The 15359-nt window shown below is 71.4% G+C and carries 15 protein-coding genes and 1 riboswitch; of the genes, 9 read left to right on the top strand and 6 right to left on the bottom strand.

Features of this window, described 5'->3' with window-relative positions; translation table 11 throughout:
- Positions 1–2 precede the first annotated feature (2 nt).
- From JOE48_RS15545 to crcB, 5 genes are all read left to right on the top strand, one after another.
- Positions 3–923, top strand: coding sequence for a tetratricopeptide repeat protein (locus tag JOE48_RS15545; protein ID WP_210031182.1), 921 nt, complete (start codon positions 3–5; stop codon positions 921–923).
- Between the two features lie 20 nt (positions 924–943).
- Positions 944–2365, top strand: coding sequence for a hypothetical protein (locus JOE48_RS15540; protein WP_245252841.1), 1422 nt, complete (start codon positions 944–946; stop codon positions 2363–2365).
- A gap of 233 nt (positions 2366–2598) precedes the next feature.
- Entirely contained in the window at positions 2599–3030 is a 432-nt protein-coding gene (locus tag JOE48_RS15535) for an EF-hand domain-containing protein (RefSeq protein WP_210031178.1), read from the top strand.
- 180 nt (positions 3031–3210) lie between these two features.
- Positions 3211–3720 carry a hypothetical protein gene (locus JOE48_RS15530; RefSeq protein WP_192710462.1) on the top strand — a complete coding sequence of 170 codons (510 nt, stop codon included), beginning with the start codon at positions 3211–3213 and terminating at the stop codon, positions 3718–3720.
- A gap of 214 nt (positions 3721–3934) precedes the next feature.
- Positions 3935–4021, top strand: a riboswitch (Fluoride riboswitch).
- 84 nt (positions 4022–4105) lie between these two features.
- Positions 4106–4495 (top strand): fluoride efflux transporter CrcB, encoded by a 390-nt coding sequence (crcB, locus tag JOE48_RS15525; RefSeq protein ID WP_210031177.1) that lies wholly within the window; start codon positions 4106–4108, stop codon positions 4493–4495.
- 118 nt (positions 4496–4613) lie between these two features.
- On the opposite strand, the gene JOE48_RS15520 is transcribed toward crcB, so the two are convergent.
- Entirely contained in the window at positions 4614–5444 is an 831-nt protein-coding gene (locus JOE48_RS15520; RefSeq protein WP_210035809.1) for a pyruvate, water dikinase regulatory protein, read from the bottom strand.
- Positions 5445–5907: 463 nt separating this feature from the next.
- Between JOE48_RS15520 and JOE48_RS15515 the strand changes: the two genes are divergently transcribed.
- The 3 genes from JOE48_RS15515 (at position 5908) to JOE48_RS15505 (ending at position 7934) form a co-directional block, all read left to right on the top strand.
- Positions 5908–7065, top strand: coding sequence for a uroporphyrinogen decarboxylase (locus tag JOE48_RS15515; protein ID WP_210031175.1), 1158 nt, complete (start codon positions 5908–5910; stop codon positions 7063–7065).
- Positions 7066–7072: 7 nt separating this feature from the next.
- Positions 7073–7504 carry a protoporphyrinogen oxidase HemJ gene (gene hemJ / locus JOE48_RS15510; RefSeq protein WP_210031174.1) on the top strand — a complete coding sequence of 144 codons (432 nt, stop codon included), beginning with the start codon at positions 7073–7075 and terminating at the stop codon, positions 7502–7504.
- An 82-nt stretch (positions 7505–7586) separates the two neighbouring features.
- Positions 7587–7934, top strand: a complete 348-nt coding sequence (locus JOE48_RS15505) for a lysozyme inhibitor LprI family protein (RefSeq protein WP_210031172.1) — start codon at positions 7587–7589, stop codon at positions 7932–7934.
- Positions 7935–8322: 388 nt separating this feature from the next.
- On the opposite strand, the gene hisG is transcribed toward JOE48_RS15505, so the two are convergent.
- The 5 genes from hisG to JOE48_RS15480 all read right to left on the bottom strand — a co-directional run bounded on the left by hisG (position 8323) and on the right by JOE48_RS15480 (position 13272).
- Entirely contained in the window at positions 8323–9315 is a 993-nt protein-coding gene (gene hisG / locus JOE48_RS15500) for an ATP phosphoribosyltransferase (protein WP_210031167.1), read from the bottom strand.
- Positions 9312–10454: an ATP phosphoribosyltransferase regulatory subunit gene (locus JOE48_RS15495; RefSeq protein WP_210031165.1), complete on the bottom strand. Its 1143-nt coding sequence runs from the start codon at positions 10452–10454 to the stop codon at positions 9312–9314. The genes hisG and JOE48_RS15495 overlap by 4 nt, the downstream gene beginning before the upstream one ends.
- A gap of 157 nt (positions 10455–10611) precedes the next feature.
- A complete protein-coding gene (locus JOE48_RS15490) occupies positions 10612–10854 on the bottom strand; it encodes a hypothetical protein (RefSeq protein WP_210031163.1) in 243 nt (80 codons plus the stop codon).
- Between the two features lie 67 nt (positions 10855–10921).
- Positions 10922–12484 carry a histidine--tRNA ligase gene (hisS, locus tag JOE48_RS15485; protein WP_210031161.1) on the bottom strand — a complete coding sequence of 521 codons (1563 nt, stop codon included), beginning with the start codon at positions 12482–12484 and terminating at the stop codon, positions 10922–10924.
- Positions 12485–12768: 284 nt separating this feature from the next.
- Positions 12769–13272, bottom strand: a complete 504-nt coding sequence (locus JOE48_RS15480; protein ID WP_210031159.1) for a DUF3429 domain-containing protein — start codon at positions 13270–13272, stop codon at positions 12769–12771.
- A gap of 391 nt (positions 13273–13663) precedes the next feature.
- On the opposite strand from JOE48_RS15480, the gene rho reads away from it, so the two are divergent.
- Complete coding sequence (gene rho, locus JOE48_RS15475) at positions 13664–15013, top strand: transcription termination factor Rho (RefSeq protein ID WP_210031158.1); 1350 nt, start codon at positions 13664–13666, stop codon at positions 15011–15013.
- The last annotated feature ends 346 nt before the right edge of the window (positions 15014–15359 follow it).

Here is a 15359-nt window from a genome sequence, read left to right as displayed (position 1 = left end):
CGATGCGGCTGACCCTTCCCAATCCCGGCTTCGCCGCCCCGCTCCGGGCCGGCCTGCCGCCGCGCTGGCGGCGCCGCGCCCGGCTCGCCGGGCTCGCGCTCGCCAGCCTCGGCCTCCTGGCGCTGCTCGCCGTCTCGCAGCCGCGCACCGGCTTCGGGCGGCTGCTGATGGGCCTGGGCCTGCCGGGCCTCGCCGCGCAGGTGCTCGACGATCCGGCTTGGCGCGCCGCCGCGCTCTATGAAGCCGGGCGCTACGACGCGGCGATCGCGCTGTTCCGCACCGGCGGCCGCCGGGCGAGCTACAATCTCGGCAACGCGCTGGCGAAATCGGGCGACCTCGCCGGCGCCCTCGCGGCCTACGACGAGGCCCTGCGCTTCAACCCCCGCGACGCCGACGCCCAGGCCAACCGCTCGCTGATCGCCCGGATGCAGGCCGAGGTGATCGACCGCGGCCCCGGCGGCGGCATCGCCAACGGCACCGCCCAGTACGGTGCCCGCTACAACAACACCGCCAACCAGGACCAGAACAACGACATCAACGCCGCTTCCAGCGGCGAGGGCCTGGCCGGCAACAAGGAATCCAACGCCAGCGCGTCGCTGCCGGGCAACAGCAAGGTCGCCCGCCGCGGCAAGGCCGAGCAGCAATCGATCGACGCCGGCAAGGGCCAGGCCCGCGGCTCGGCCGGCGACGCGGCCGGCCGCGGCCGCACCGGCGGCGGCGCCGCCATGGTGGCCGAGGCGCCCGAGCGCGAGGTCCGCCGGGTGACCAAGAGCTTCGAGGCACACGAGATTCGCCCGGATCGGCTCTGGCTCCAGACCCTGCCGGACGATCCCGGCCGCTATCTCAAGCTGCGCCTGCGCGCCGAGCAGACCCGCCGGGTCGAGGCCGGCACCGCGATTCCCGCCGGGAGCAACCCGTGGTGAGTTGTTTTGGGGTTTCCGAGATGCGCCGCCCCCCTCCCCCCTCTGCGGGGGAGGGGGACCCCCGAAGGCGGTCGGGCGAGGGGAGCGACGCTTCCGGAGAGGTCACGACCGGCGCTGAGACCTGCACGGTCGCGCTGCCCCCCTCCCCCCCTGCTCCGCAGGGTACCCTCCCCCGCCGAGGGGGGCGGGGGACGCCCGTCTGGCACCTCGCCCTGGTCCTCGCCCTCAACCCCCTCCCCGCCCAGGCCGAGATCGAGCCCGGCGACCTCACCCTCACGGTCACCGCGGAGCTGAACGGCAACAGCGCGCCCTTCTCCCGCGAGATGGTGCTGTTGAAGATCCACGGGGTCTACAAGCAGCCGATCCTGCTGGAGGAGGTGGTGCAGCCCTCGCTCGCCAACTTCTCGTGGACCCAGCTCGGCCGCGACCACTGGAGCCGGACCAAGCTCCCCGACGGCCAGAGCGCCATCGCGTTCGACCGCACCGTCGCGGTGTTCCCGCACCATGCCGGGCAATTCACCATCGAGCCGTTCATCCACAAGCTGACGGTCAACGATGTCGGCGAGCGGCGGCTGGTCGAGGTGCGCTCGAAGCCGATCCCGTTCCCGGTGGCGCCATGGACCGAGCCCACCGGCGGTCCCGACGCCAAGGAGCCCTGGTGGCTGCCCGCCAAGGACGTTGCGATCACGGATTCCTGGAGCCCCGACCCCGAGACCATCAAGGTCGGCGAGACCGCCCGCCGGATCGTCACCCTGGAGGCGCAGGGCATGGTGGCGGAAGGCCTGCCGCCGCGGCCGGTGATGCGCACCCGCGGCATCATCACCTTCGCGGGCCCCGTCACCCGCGAGACCCTGCTGACCCCCTCCGGACCGGTGGCGCGGGCCACCTACCAGTGGGACGTGAAGCCCGGCGTGCCGGAGATCATCCCCCTCGACGCCATCGCGATCCCGTGGTTCGACACCGCCACCCGGACGATGCGCGAGACCGAGATCCCGGCCCGGCAGATCGGCGGCGGCCTGCCCGATCGTGAGGCCGACCGGGCGCCGCCCGCGATCCCCTCGCCGCTCGTGACCGCCGCCGCGGCGCTCGCCGCCTTCGGGCTGGGCCTGGCGCTGATCGGCTTCGGTCTCGGCCGGCCGGCCTTGCGCCTGTCCGCTCCCGCCCGCCGGGCCCTGCGCGCGGCGGCCCGGTCGGGCGATCCGGCCGGGTTCCGCGCCGCGCTGGACGCGGCGATGCGGGACGCCCCGGACCTCGCCGGGATCTGGCGGGGGCGGCCGGACGTGGCGGCAGCCCTGGCGGCGCTCGACCGATCGGTCTTCGGAGCTTCGGGCGCTCCCGTCCCGGACCTGCCGGCCCTGGCCCGCGCGCTGTCGCGCCCGGAACGAGTCGCCGGGCCGCCCGGGCCGGAGCGGCTGGCGCCGCTGGACGGCCCCGCGCGCTGATCACGGGAGCGGGGATCGGCAGCGAAAGGGGAACCGCCTTCCGCTTTCCGAGGCGGGAACGGTCGCTCCGTCATCCCGGGGGCGCAGCGGAGCCCGGGCGCCGGGATGTTGCCGGAGCGCGGCCCCGCCCTGCCCGCCGTTGATGATCGTCAGCTTGTGAACGCGCCTCCGGGAACGGCACACCGCATGACGGCTTGGGCTGCCGACGCTGATTGCCACTGGAGATTTCGCGCATGCCCGCGATCCTGACCACACATGCCCGCGCGCTGGCCGCGACCCTCGCCCTCGGCCTGGCCGTCCCGGCCGCCCTGCCGGCCTCGGCCCTGGCCCGGTCCGCCGGCACCGAGCGCACGCTGAAAGCGGTCGACACCGACCATGACGGCACGATCGATCTGGCCGAGGCGCAGGCCGCCGCCGGCAAGGTCTTCGACGCCGCCGAGACCGACAAGGACGGCACCGTCGACGCCAAGGAACTGAAGGGCCGGCTCAGCAAGAAGGACCTGAAGGCCGCCGATCCCGATTCCGACGGCACCCTCGACCGCAAGGAATACCTCGCCTTGGTCGAGCAGCGCTTCAAGGCTGCCGATCCCGACAACGACGGCACGCTCGACGCCAAGGAACTCAAGACCCCGGCCGGACGGAGCCTGCTGCAGCTCCTCAAGTAAGCCCGGCCGCCCGGACGGACACCGTTGCACAGTTCGTGAGCAAGTATTATTCCTGTGCAACGGCTCAAGTTATAATCAGGCATCAATATTTTGCACGATCTTGCATCATCTGTCGGGCCTCCGTAGGTTCTCAATGTCCGAGCATCAAAGCATCGGCTTGAACCACCAGGGAGGCGCGCGATGGCACGCGTGAACGAGGTCAAGGACAGGTTCCGCGCGCGGCTGCAGGAGGCCGATGCCCGCAGCAACGACTTCCGCAAGAAGCTCCTGGAGGACGGCGCGCGGGCGCTGGAACCGGTGGTCGGGGTGCTGCACCTGATGGCCGAGGTCCTCAACGAGGAGGACAACGTCCACGGCAGCATCACCGGGCTCGAGGCCAAGATCGATCAGGACAACTTCATCAGCCTCTGCGCGCAGCTGCGCGGCACCGAGTCTGAGCAGAAGATCAAGATCAAGTACGGGCCCGAACTCGGCGGCAGCAACTACATCTCGGTCTCGGGCCTGAACCAGCGCTACAACGAGCGCCTCGTACCGGGGGCCGCGAGCTGCGCGATCGGCCGGACGGTCGGCAGCGACATCCAGCTCGACGAGCACCGGGGCGACGAGCTGGCCGAGGTGGTCCGCGAGGTGATCGAGGATTTCTACGCCGCCCAGATCGAGCAGCGCAGCCACTTCGCCTTCGCCCGCTGAGCCGGCGCGGGCCTCCCTCCGGACCCCGCTCCCCGCCCCCTTGTGGGGAGGCGTTGGAGGCGGGGGTGGCGCAAGCGGCACCGGAACGCGCGATCCCGAACCACCCCCATCCCTCCCCACAAGGGGGAGGGACAGGCGCTCGGTGAACATCGTCTCGCGGCGCGCGGGCGTTCGGAAAACCCGATTTCCCTGCCGCGCATCCTGCGCTAAGCCTGTCGGCGATGGGGATGGAGCTCCCCGACAACCGCCTGGCGGTCGCCACTCCTGGCCGCCCTGCCGGGCTGATGGCTCCTACCGAACGGGCGTGCCCTCCGCCGTCCGCGGTGGGGCCATGCGCCGAAGCCGCGACACGACGCGGCCGCCCGACCGAACAGGAAGGGCAGACATGATCAACACCCTCATCGTCATCCTCGGGGCCGGGCTCGGCGGCGGGGCCCGCCACGGGGTCAACGTCGCGGTGGCGCGGCTGCTGCCGGGCCTCGGCTTTCCCCTGGCCACGCTGATCATCAACGTTTTGGGCTCGTTCCTGATGGGCGTGCTCGCCGAGGGTTTTGCCCTGCGGGGCGCGGCCGGCCACCCGACGCGGCTGTTCCTGACCACCGGAATCTTGGGCGGCTTCACCACCTTCTCGACCTTCTCGCTCGACGCGATCAGCCTGTACGAGCGGGGTGAGACGGGCATGGCCGCCCTCTACGTCGTGGCCTCGGTCGCCGCCGGCCTCGTGGGCCTGGTGGCGGGCCTCGCCCTGGTGCGGGCGGTCCTGAGCGGCAGCTGAGACGTCCCGGTTTCGAAAGGTCGAGACCTTTCGCGGGTGCAGGGTGGAACCCTGCATAGACCCAGGGGCGCCGCCCCTGGCCTCCGCCAGGGGGCCGAGCCCTTTGGGAACCCGGGACTCAATCGGCGATGAACTTCAGCCGGTGGTCGCGGTGGAGGTCGACGATCGCCGCCGCGGTCTCCTCGATCGAGCGGCGGGTCACGTCGATCGTCGGCCAGCGGTTCTTGACGAACAGGCGGCGCGACATCGTGATCTCGTCCGCCACCGCCGAGCGGTCGACGTAGAGGGAGGATTCGTCGGCGTTGAGGCTGGACAGCCGGTTCTGGCGGATCTGCACGATCCGCTCCGGCGAGGCGAACAGGCCGACGACGAGGGGTTTCCGGGCGCGCTCGATCGCCGGCGGCAGCGGCATGCCCGGCACCAGCGGCAGGTTCGTGGTCTTGAGGCCGCGATTGGCGAGGTAGATCGAGGTCGGCGTCTTCGAGGTCCGGCTGACGCCGAGCAGGATCACGTCGGCCTCCTCCAGATCGTCCGGCAGGTTGCCGTCGTCGTGGGCCAGCGTGAAGTTCATCGCGTCGATGCGCTTGAAATACTCGGCGTTCAGCATGTGCTGGGCGCCGGGCCGCGCCGTGGTCTCGGCGCCCAGATAGGCGCGCAGCAGGTCATGGACCGGCCGCAGCACCGACAGGCAGGGCGAGCCGGTCTCGCGGGCGACGTCCTCCAGCCGCTCGCCGAGGTCGCCGCCGACCAGGGTGTAGAGGACGAGGCCCGGCGCCGCCCGGATCTCCGAGATCACCCGGTCGAGCTGCGCGGCCGAGCGGACCAGCGGGTACACGTGCTCGATCGCCGACACGCCCTCGTACTGCGCGGCCGCGGCGCGCCCGACATTGATCAGCGTCTCGCCGGTGGAATCGGAGACGAGGTGGAGGTGGAAGTAGCTGCGGCCCATTCCGATCGCCTCTGCGGTCGACTGGCGCGGCACCAACGTTATCCACCGCCGGCCGCCAGGGGAGTCGATGAATGTGGATAGGATGCCCGACCGGGCCGGTCCAGGCCGATTCTCTCGCGCGCTATCGACTCCGCCGTTCACAGGCAGGCGGGCGGGACGCGCGGAATCCGGGCCTCTGGGAGAATCCGGGACGCAACCGGGGCCCGTACACGACTCGGCGTTGCCAAGGTGCTGTCGGACCATCCGGTTCTCGCAAGATGGAGCGAATCCTTTAAAGCCTCGTTAACGGCGCGGCGTCGGGGACCGCCTGTGGACGCTTTTGTGCCCCCGCGATTCGGCCCCCCAATAGAAAAAACAGAGTCCTAGAATCTCTCTTTTCTTTTCGAAGGGGCCTGTGTGGGGATCGGCGCGCCGCGACTCGACAGGACGCGCGCCGACGGGCATGCGGGATGACGGAGACGGGATGGGAACGACCATGACGGGGACGGAGCGCGGGTCCGGGCGGAAGACGTCCGAGCGGAAGGTGCTGCGCGTCCTCGAGGGCGAAGCGATCGGACCGCCGCCCGCCTGGATGATGCGCCAGGCCGGCCGCTACCTGCCGGAATACCGGGCGACCCGGGCGGAAGCCGGCTCGTTCCTCGACCTCTGCTACAGCCCGGACTTCGCCGTCGAGGTGACGCTCCAGCCGATCCGCCGCTTCGGCTTCGACGCGGCGATCCTGTTCTCCGACATCCTCGTCGTCCCGCATGCGCTCGGCCAGGACGTGCGCTTCGTCGAGGGCGAGGGCCCGCGCCTCGACCCGCTCGACGGCCGCGAGGCGTTCGCGCAGCTGCGCGAGGCCGGCGACCCGGCGGTGATGACCCATCTCGCGCCGGTCTTCGAGACGGTGACGCGACTGCGCGCCGAACTGCCGGACGAGACCACGCTGCTCGGCTTCTGCGGCGCCCCCTGGACGGTGGCGAGCTACATGATCGGCGGCCGCGGCACCCCGGACCTCGCCCCCGCGCGGGCGCTGGCCGAGGGCGACACCGCCCTGGTCGATTCCCTGATCGACCGCCTCGTCACCGTGCAGACCGACTACCTCGTGCGCCAGCTCGAGGCCGGCGCCGACGCGGTGCAGATCTTCGAATCCCATGCCGGCACCCTGCCGCGTGCTGTTTCGGCTTCCGGCGGCACGGTCGAGCCCGTTGGCGACGTCGCCGAGAGCGCCCTGCCGGATGCGTCCGCGGATGCCCTCACCCGCTGGTCGCTGAGGCCGATCGCCCGGATGATCGCGGGCGTGCGCGAAAAAGTGCCGGGGGCCAAGATCATCGTGTTCGCCCGCGGCTCGGGCCTCGACGGCCATGCCCGGGTGGTGCCGGAAACCGGCGCCGACGCGGTCGGGGTCGATTGGGGCGTGGACCTGAGGGCCCTGCGGGCGCGGGTGCCGGCCACCATGGTGACGCAGGGCAACCTGCATCCGGACACGCTGATCGAAGGGGGCGCCCCCCTGGACGCGGCGGTGGACGCGGTGCTGGCGGCGACCGACGGCCTGCCGCACATCTTCAACCTCGGCCACGGCATCACGCCGCAGACGCCGGTGGCCCATGTCGAGCGCATGCTCGCGCGGCTGCGGGGCTGAGCCGCCTGTGCTGTACGACTGGATCAAGGCCGGCCACGTCATCAGCCTGATCGCCTGGATGGCCGGGATGCTCTACCTGCCGCGGCTGTTCGTCTACCACGCGAGCCTGCCGCCGGGCTCGGAGGCGCAATCGGCGACCTTCAAGGTGATGGAGCGCCGCCTGCTCAGGGCGATCATGAACCCCGCGCTGATCGCCACCTGGGTCTTCGGGCTGGCCCTCGCCGGGATGAGCGGCTTCTACGCGAGCCCCTGGCTGCAGGCGAAGTTCGTGCTGGTGCTCGCGATGTCAGGGATCCACGGCTGGCTCGCCCGGATGGTCAAGGATTTCGCCGCCGACCGGAACACCCGCGGCCACCGGTTCTACCGGGTGCTCAACGAGGTGCCGACGCTGCTGATGATCGGCATCGTCATCCTGGCGATCGTCAAGCCGGGCCTCTGATCCCGGGATCCTGTGATCCGGGTCCGATTCCCGCCGCCGCCGCCGCGCGGGAGCCTTTCGCCGGCCGGTTCGTTCTGAGCCCATGTCGAAACCGCTCGTCCTCCTGCTGCTGCTCGCCCCCCTCGGGTCCAGTCCCTCGGCCTACGCGGCGAGCTTTCCCTGCGACAAGGCCGGAGCGCCCGACGAGAAGGCCATCTGCGCGCACCTGCCCCTCAACGACCGGGACGTCGAGATGGCGACCCGGTTCGAGATCCTGAAGGCCGTGCTGCCGATGGGCGGACAGGGCAAGCTGCGCGACGACCAGGAGGCGTGGCTGCAGGAGCGCCGGACCTGCGGCGCCGACGTGACCTGCCTCACCGCGGCCTACGACGCGCGGCTCAAGGTGCTGCGCGGGGTGCTTTCAGAATTTGCCAAGCAGGGGCCGCAGTAGAGAAGGTCTTACTTCGGTACAACCGACACAATCTTGGCGACCATGGTTGCCGAGCCATTCTCAGAAATGCTGAATCATTCCAGGTGCGACACGGGCACGAGCTTTACCGCGTCGCGTTCTGAAGGATGCGCGAACGAGATCTCCGGCGAGAGCTGTGAAAGCCCTATCCGATCCTTCGACCAGGGCCCTGAAAACGCGAAAGGAGGCCGACGCCTCCTGACGCCGTGGGGCGGGGCCTGCCGGAACCCCGCAGGTCGCACCCGCCATCCACCAGGATGACGGTGCTGCGGCAGGCAGAATATCACCGTGCCGCCGGCACGAGAGATCGACGCCCCGGCTGGTGGGTCTTCCAGCTTTCCGGCCCCGCATCCGCCGATGAACCGGGCTGTCACAACCGCGCCAGAAGCCGCTCCGCCAGCGGGTTCTCGGCCGCGAAGGCGTAGTCCACGCGCCGCACCGTCACGGCCCGGGCCCCGGCCTCGACCAGGGCGCCCGCGAGGTCGAACACCGCGGCCTCCGGGCAGCGCAGCACGATCTCGCCGTCCGGCCCGCGCGGCGCGCCGTAGGGCAGCTCGGCCTCGTGCAGGCCCGCCAGGGTGGCGAGGTCGATCGTGCCGCTCTCCGGGAGGGCGGCGCGCACCTCCCGGGTGGTCCGGGCGCGCTCCTCGGCGGCGATGCGGCCGAGCACCGTGCGGAGTGCCGCCCGCTGGCCCTCGCCCCAGGGGGCCTTGAGCGAGGCGACGAGGTTGGCCTCCGAGCGCAGGATGATGCCGTCGTCCAGCACCTTCAGCGCATTGGCCGAGAGCGTCGCCCCCGTGGTGGTGATGTCGACCACGATCTCGGCCGAGCCCGCGGCCGGCGCGCCCTCGGTGGCGCCCAGGCTCTCGACGATCCGGTAATCGGCGACGCCCTTCTCGGCGAAGAACCGGCGGGTCAGGTTCACGTACTTGGTGGCGACCCGCAGGCGCCGCCCGTGGCGGGTCCGCATCCCGGCCGCGACCTCGTCGAGATCGGACATGTCGCGCACGTCGATCCAGGCCTGGGGCACGGCCACCACCACGGTGGCGTTGCCGAAGCCCAGCGGCGTCAGCAGCTCGACCTGGCCGCGCACGTCCGGCAGGGTCTCGCGGATCAGGTCCTCGCCGGTCACCCCGAGATGGGCGGCGCCCGAGGCGAGCTGCGCGGCGATCTCGGAGGCCGAGAGGTAGCGCACCTCGACGTCGGGGACGCCGAGCAGCTTGCCCCGGTAGTCGCGGGCGCCGGCTCCTTGTGCGAGCTTGAGCCCGGCCCGGCCGAAGAACGCGCTGGCATTCTCCTGCAGGCGGCCCTTGGACGGGACGGCGAGGATCAGCGGCATGGCGGTCGCGTCCGAGGCACTCATCGGCCGGCTCCCGCCACGCGCGCGATCCAGAAGGTGCAGCCGACCGCCGGCAGCGGCGCCGGGCTGCCGAGATGGCCGAGCAGGCCGTCGTAGCGGCCGCCGCCGACCAGGATCGGGCCGTCTCCTTCGGTCACCTCGAAGATGAAGCCGGTGTAGTAGTCGAGGTTGCGGGCGAAGTCGCCCTGGAAGCGGACGCGCTCGATCGGCAGGCCGCGGGCCGCGATGAAGCCGGTGCGCTCCTCGAACAGGTCGAGGGCGGCCGCGAGGGCGTCGTGCCGGATGCCGGCGTCGGCCACCAGCGCCCGCAGGTCGCGGGCGGCCGCGTCCGGATGGCCGGCGATCGCCCGGTAGCGGTCGAGGATCGCGCGGTTCTCGGCGTTGAGCCCGGCCCCGCCATGGGCCTGCGCGGAGGCCTTGGCGAGGAAGCGCTCGGCGATCTCGCCGGCGCTGCGCCCGCCCACCGCCGAGATCCCGGCGATCGCCAGCACGTCCTCCACGAAGGCGCGCACGCCCTGCGGGTCCTGGCCCTGGATCGCCGCCAGCAGGCCGGCATGGGGATCCTCGGGGCGGGTCCCCTCGGCGCCGTTGGTGACGGCGTCCAGCGAGCGTCCGGCCGCCAGCGCCCGGAGCGTCCGGCGCTTGGCGGCGGGCGGGACCGCGAGGCCGTCGAGGAGCGCCACGGTCAGGCCCATATCGCCGAGCCGCACCGCCGGATCGGTCCGGCCGAACAGCGCGAGGCCCTCCAGGGCGAGGCCCAGCACCTCGGCATCGGCCGCCGGCGTGTCGGTTCGCCCGATCGACTCGATGCCGGCCTGGAAGAACTCGTCGGGCTCGTCGGCGGCGAGCCGGAAGACCGGGCCACAATAGCTGTAATCGGCCGCCCGGCCGTCGGCCTCGGCCCGGTGCAGGCGGCAGACCGGAATGGTGAATTCGGGCCGCAGGCACAGCTCGGCACCGCCCGCATCCTGCGTGACGAAGATCCGCCGGCGGATATCCTCGCCCGACAGTTCCAGGAACGGCTCGAGGGGCTGCAGCACCGGCGGCGTCACCGGCCGGTAGCCCGCCGCCGCCAGATGCGCGGACAGCCGCGTGCGCGCCGCGTCCCCCGCCCCCGTCTCGCCTGCCTCCGGTCGTGTCATCGCAATCCACCTCGCGGGCGCTCTGTAGCAACCGCGACCGGACTTGGCGACACGCAGCGCGGCGGCGTCGGGCCGGCGCGCCGCGCAGAACTGCGCAGTCCCGGGCGGTTCTGCACCGGGACCCAATATCCGCTACGGAATCAAGGACGTGACCGGCTCAGAGCGGCCGGAGGCTGCCGAGGCGCGCCCCGCGCGGGCGCCGGACCGGCTTGCGGCGGGCGAGCACGGTCACGGCGGGCGCCCCCGCGATCCCGGCGCTGAGGATCGGCGCGCTCCCGGTCCCGGGGGTGGCCTGCGCGACGGCGCTGGGCAGCCGGTCGGGAACCGGACGGGCGGCCCAGACGGGTCCCGCGCCGGCGCAGATCAGCCCGGCCGACAGGATGAGGATCTTCGCGCACATCCCGCCATCTCCACGGCACCGATCGACGACAACGCCGCCGGAGCCGCCGCGTTCGATGCGGAGGGCCTTACTGCGCGGCGGCCGGGAAATGCCGGCTCAGCACGGCGCGGACCTGCGCCACCATGTCGGCCTCGGGACACGAGACCTGCGCGGGCCGTGCCGCCTTCCACTCGGCGTTGCTGGCGATGGACTCGGCCGCCTGGGCGCCCGCGATCAGGTCCTTGATCTGGACCTCGCCGGCCAGCCGCTCGTTCGAGCCCTGGATGATGGCCACCGGGGCGCGGCGGCGGTCGGCGTATTTCATCTGCGCCTTCATGCCGGCGGCGCCGAGATAGAGCTCGGCCCGGACGCCGTCGGCGCGCAGGAGCGCGACGAGGCGCTGGTAATCGGCCATGTTCTCCCGGTCGAGGACCAGCACCACCACCGGCCCGGGCGCCTCGGCGCCGGCGAGCAGCGGGCTGTTCACGAGCTGGAGCGCCGAGAACAGCCGCGAGACGCCGATCGAGAAGCCGGTGGCCGGCACCGGCTCGGCCCGGAACCGCCCGACGAGTCCGTCGTAGCGCCCGCCGCCCGCCACCGAGCCGAAGCGCACGGTCTGGCCGTCCTCGTTGGTGACCGGGAACGTCAGCTCGGCCTCGTAGACCGGGCCGGTATAGTACTCGAGGCCGCGCACCACGCTCGGATCGGCCCGGATCACGTCGTGGCCGTAGCCGGCGGCGGCGCAGAGGCGCATGATCGCGTGCAGCTCGGCGATGCCCTCCCGGCCGGTCTCCGAATCGCCGACCGCGTCGTGCCAGCCGGCGAAGAATTTTTCCCAGAACGCCATCTTGTCGGCGCCGTTCGCGGCGTCCGCCTGGAACGACACGTAGGCGAGGATCCGGCCGATCGCGGTCGCGTCGAGGCCCGCGCCCCTGGTGAAGTCGCCGCTCTCGTCCTTGCGGCCGGCGCCCAGGAGGTCGCGCACCCCGTCGACGCCGAGCCGGTCGAGCTTGTCGATCGCCCGCAGCACGGTGAGGCGCTGCCCGGCCTTGTCGGGACCGGCGAGCCCGATCGCCTCCATGACGCCGTCGAGCACCTTGCGGTTGTTGACCTTGACCACGTACTGGCCGCCGAGCCCGAGCCGGTTCAGCGTGTCGGCCATCAGCATGCAGGTCTCGGCATCGGCCGCGACGCTGCCGGCGCCGACGATGTCAGCGTCGAACTGCATGAACTGCCGGAACCGGCCTGGCCCCGGCTTCTCGTTGCGGAAGACGTAGCCGGCCCGGTAGCTCCGATAGGGCTTGGGCAGCGCATCGTAGTTCTCGGCCACGAACCGGGCGAGCGGCGCCGTCAGGTCGTAGCGGAGCGACAGCCACGCCTCGTCGTCGTCCTGGAACGAGAACACGCCGGCGTTCGGACGGTCGAGGTCGGGCAGGAACTTGCCCAGGGCCTCGGTGTACTCGACGAAAGGCGTTTCCAGGGCCTCGAAGCCGTAGAGCTCGAAGCTCCTGCGGATCGTCTCCAGCATCCGCCCCTGCGCGGCGATCTCGCCGGCGCGCCGGTCGACGAAGCCGCGCGGCAGGCGGGGCTTCAGGGTCTCGGCCTTCTCGGCCTTGGGTGTGTCGGGCTTGGGGGTGTTGGCCTTGGACATGTGCGCGCGTTCGCTTCCCGCGGACCCGGAGCCCGGGTCCGGCATCGGATCTGAGTCGTCTCCGCCGGGCGGAGATCCTGGGGCCGGGCTCTAGAGCATGCGATCGGAAAGGGGAATTCGGTTTCCGAAGGCCCTCGGCGCAAGGTCATCGCCGCCATCGCGCGCGGGACGTCGCGGGACGTACCGTCATGGACGACCTGAGTGTCAGGACCGGCCGCCCCGGCGTGTCTCGGTCCCGGGCTCCGCTGCGCGGCCGCGCGATGACGGGGCGGAAGCGGGCGCGATCAGTACGGCGCCGTGAGCTTGAGCCAGAGCAGGGCCGCGAGGCTGACCACGGCGATCGGCATCTGCAGCGGGCGCAGCCGGGCATGGGCCAGCGGCACCGTGCCGGCGCGCGCCGCGATCGGGTCGAGGATCCCGATCAGGGCGTAGCCGAGGATCAGCATCGCCAGCGCCGGCACCGCCTTGCCCATCACCGCCGCGAACAGGCTGAACAGGCCGAGCGCGTACAGCACCAGCATCGTCACGATCTGCGAGGCTTGCGGGCCGCCCTCGGTCCGGAAGCTGACGCCCCGGTGGACACCGGCCAGGAACAGCAGGATCGAGGCCGCGTAGATCAGGGTGAACAGGGCCACCAGGTAATCGAGCGGCTGCCCGTTGAGCCACCACGCCGCGGCGGCGCCGACCGCGATCGGCATCATCGGGCCGAAGCCGAAGACGATGTCGAGCCACGGGATCCGGCGCGGCTCGTGCGTGGTCAGGGTGCGTCCGGTGGCGTCGTCGCGCATGATGGTCGTGGGGGGCTTTCGGTGCGAGGATCTGCTGCAGTGCAGCGCCGGGACGGGCAACGGCCGCGCGCCGGCACGGTTCCGGAACCGGCCCGAAAGCCGCCGCGCGGCGTCGGCCTGTCTATCGCCGGCGGGACGCCGCGGCGAGGCCCGGGAGCGGGTCGCGCCCAGGGCCTTGAGATCGGGGAAAAAAGGCGTTATCTGTGCGGGGCCCTCACCACAAGGTCTGCGCCACAGCGCGCCCGTGAGCCGTGAGGGTCCTGCCAGACCGGTTTCGCCACCCTGATTCACGGGCCCCTCGCCGCAGCGCGGCCCGCCCTTCAGCGCCCGTCCCCCGGGTGCTTGGCTCAGAACCGGCCCTCCCACCTTCTTCGTCGGTTGCAAGACACCCATGACGCCACACCCCGACGACCTCGCCGATATCGAGACTGCGGAGCCGGCCGACGCGCCCGCCATGCCCGCCGCCCTCATCGGTGTCCGCGAGGTCAAGCTCCAGGACCTCAAGTCGAAGACGCCCACCGACCTGACGGCCTTCGCCGAGGAGGTCGAGGTCGAGAACGCCTCGACCATGCGCAAGCAGGAGTTGATGTTCGCCATCCTGAAGCAGCTCGCTGCCAAGGAGGTCGAGATCATCGGCTCGGGCACCGTCGAGGTGCTGCAGGACGGCTTCGGCTTCCTGCGCTCCTCCGACTCGAACTACCTGCCCGGCCCGGACGACATCTACATCTCGCCGACCCAGATCCGCCGCTTCGGCCTGCGGACCGGCGACACCGTCGAGGGCCCGATCCGCGGCCCCAAGGACGGCGAGCGCTACTTCGCGCTCCTCAAGGTCAACACGATCAATTTCGAGAACCCCGAGAAGATCAAGCACAAGGTCCATTTCGACAACCTGACGCCGCTGTTCCCGACGAAGCGGTTCAAGCTCGAGCTGGACAACCCGACCAAGAAGGATTTCTCGCCGCGGATCATCGACATCGTGGCGCCGATCGGCAAGGGCCAGCGCGCCCTGATCGTGGCGCCGCCGCGCACGGGTAAGACCGTGCTGATGCAGAACATCGCGCAGTCGATCACCCTGAACCACCCCGAGTGCTACCTGATCGTGCTGCTCATCGACGAGCGGCCCGAGGAGGTCACCGACATGCAGCGCTCGGTGAAGGGCGAGGTCATCGCCTCGACCTTCGACGAGCCGGCCACCCGCCACGTTCAGGTCGCCGAGATGGTGATCGAGAAGGCCAAGCGCCTCGTGGAGCACGGGCGCGACGTGGTGATCCTGCTGGATTCGATCACGCGCCTCGGCCGCGCCTACAACACCGTGGTGCCGTCCTCCGGCAAGGTGCTGACCGGCGGTGTCGACGCCAACGCCCTGCAGCGGCCCAAGCGCTTCTTCGGCGCGGCCCGCAACATCGAGGAGGGCGGCTCGCTCTCGATCATCGCCACCGCGCTGATCGACACCGGCTCGCGCATGGACGAGGTGATCTTCGAGGAGTTCAAGGGCACCGGCAATTCCGAGATCATCCTGGACCGCAAGGTCTCCGACAAGCGCATCTTCCCAGCGATCGACATCACCCGCTCGGGCACCCGCAAGGAGGAGCTGCTGGTCCCGCCGGACGCGCTCAAGAAGACCTACGTGCTGCGCCGCATCCTCAACCCGATGGGCGTCACCGACGCGATCGAGTTCCTGCTCGACAAGCTGCGCCAGACCAAGAGCAACGGCGACTTCTTCGACTCGATGAACACCTGAGGCGGGGGCCGCACACCCTCCTTCCGCGCACGGGTTCAAGACCGAGGCTCGTGACGGAGCGCCACGCGCCCCTCTCCCGCGCGGGAGAGGGGACCCGCGCCGCATCCTGCGGCCGTATCACCGCCGCTGATGAGTGACTCCGCACGCCTGCGAGGGGACGGAAATCCTCGGATCCGTTGTCCCGCCGCGGCACGGAACACGGTGGCCCCGATTTCCGGCCGTTGACCTTCCCCTAACCGGTCCCTGCCAGGATCATCACCAGGCGCCAAGTCGCGTATCGGCGCCGCGACAGCCCCGCCGCCCGGTCGATCCCGGCGGCGGGGCTCGTCGCAGCCCGGCTCCCGGC

This window comes from Methylobacterium sp. PvR107, from assembly GCF_017833295.1.
In the GTDB taxonomy this organism is placed as follows: Bacteria; Pseudomonadota; Alphaproteobacteria; order Rhizobiales; family Beijerinckiaceae; genus Methylobacterium.
This window is presented reverse-complemented; position numbering and strand designations above follow the sequence as displayed.

What these genes read in the sequence shown, in the direction of transcription:
- JOE48_RS15545 (WP_210031182.1), top strand. Translation starts at nt 3, where the DNA reads ATGCGGCTGACCCTTCCCAATCCCGGCTTCGCCGCCCCGCTCCGGGCC.
- JOE48_RS15540 (WP_245252841.1), top strand. Translation starts at nt 944, where the DNA reads ATGCGCCGCCCCCCTCCCCCCTCTGCGGGGGAGGGGGACCCCCGAAGG.
- JOE48_RS15535 (WP_210031178.1), top strand. Translation starts at nt 2,599, where the DNA reads ATGCCCGCGATCCTGACCACACATGCCCGCGCGCTGGCCGCGACCCTC.
- JOE48_RS15530 (WP_192710462.1), top strand. Translation starts at nt 3,211, where the DNA reads ATGGCACGCGTGAACGAGGTCAAGGACAGGTTCCGCGCGCGGCTGCAG.
- crcB (WP_210031177.1), top strand. Translation starts at nt 4,106, where the DNA reads ATGATCAACACCCTCATCGTCATCCTCGGGGCCGGGCTCGGCGGCGGG.
- JOE48_RS15520 (WP_210035809.1), bottom strand. Translation starts at nt 5,444, where the DNA reads ATGGGCCGCAGCTACTTCCACCTCCACCTCGTCTCCGATTCCACCGGC.
- JOE48_RS15515 (WP_210031175.1), top strand. Translation starts at nt 5,908, where the DNA reads ATGGGAACGACCATGACGGGGACGGAGCGCGGGTCCGGGCGGAAGACG.
- JOE48_RS15505 (WP_210031172.1), top strand. Translation starts at nt 7,587, where the DNA reads ATGTCGAAACCGCTCGTCCTCCTGCTGCTGCTCGCCCCCCTCGGGTCC.
- hisG (WP_210031167.1), bottom strand. Translation starts at nt 9,315, where the DNA reads ATGAGTGCCTCGGACGCGACCGCCATGCCGCTGATCCTCGCCGTCCCG.
- JOE48_RS15495 (WP_210031165.1), bottom strand. Translation starts at nt 10,454, where the DNA reads ATGACACGACCGGAGGCAGGCGAGACGGGGGCGGGGGACGCGGCGCGC.
- JOE48_RS15490 (WP_210031163.1), bottom strand. Translation starts at nt 10,854, where the DNA reads ATGTGCGCGAAGATCCTCATCCTGTCGGCCGGGCTGATCTGCGCCGGC.
- hisS (WP_210031161.1), bottom strand. Translation starts at nt 12,484, where the DNA reads ATGTCCAAGGCCAACACCCCCAAGCCCGACACACCCAAGGCCGAGAAG.
- JOE48_RS15480 (WP_210031159.1), bottom strand. Translation starts at nt 13,272, where the DNA reads ATGCGCGACGACGCCACCGGACGCACCCTGACCACGCACGAGCCGCGC.
- rho (WP_210031158.1), top strand. Translation starts at nt 13,664, where the DNA reads ATGACGCCACACCCCGACGACCTCGCCGATATCGAGACTGCGGAGCCG.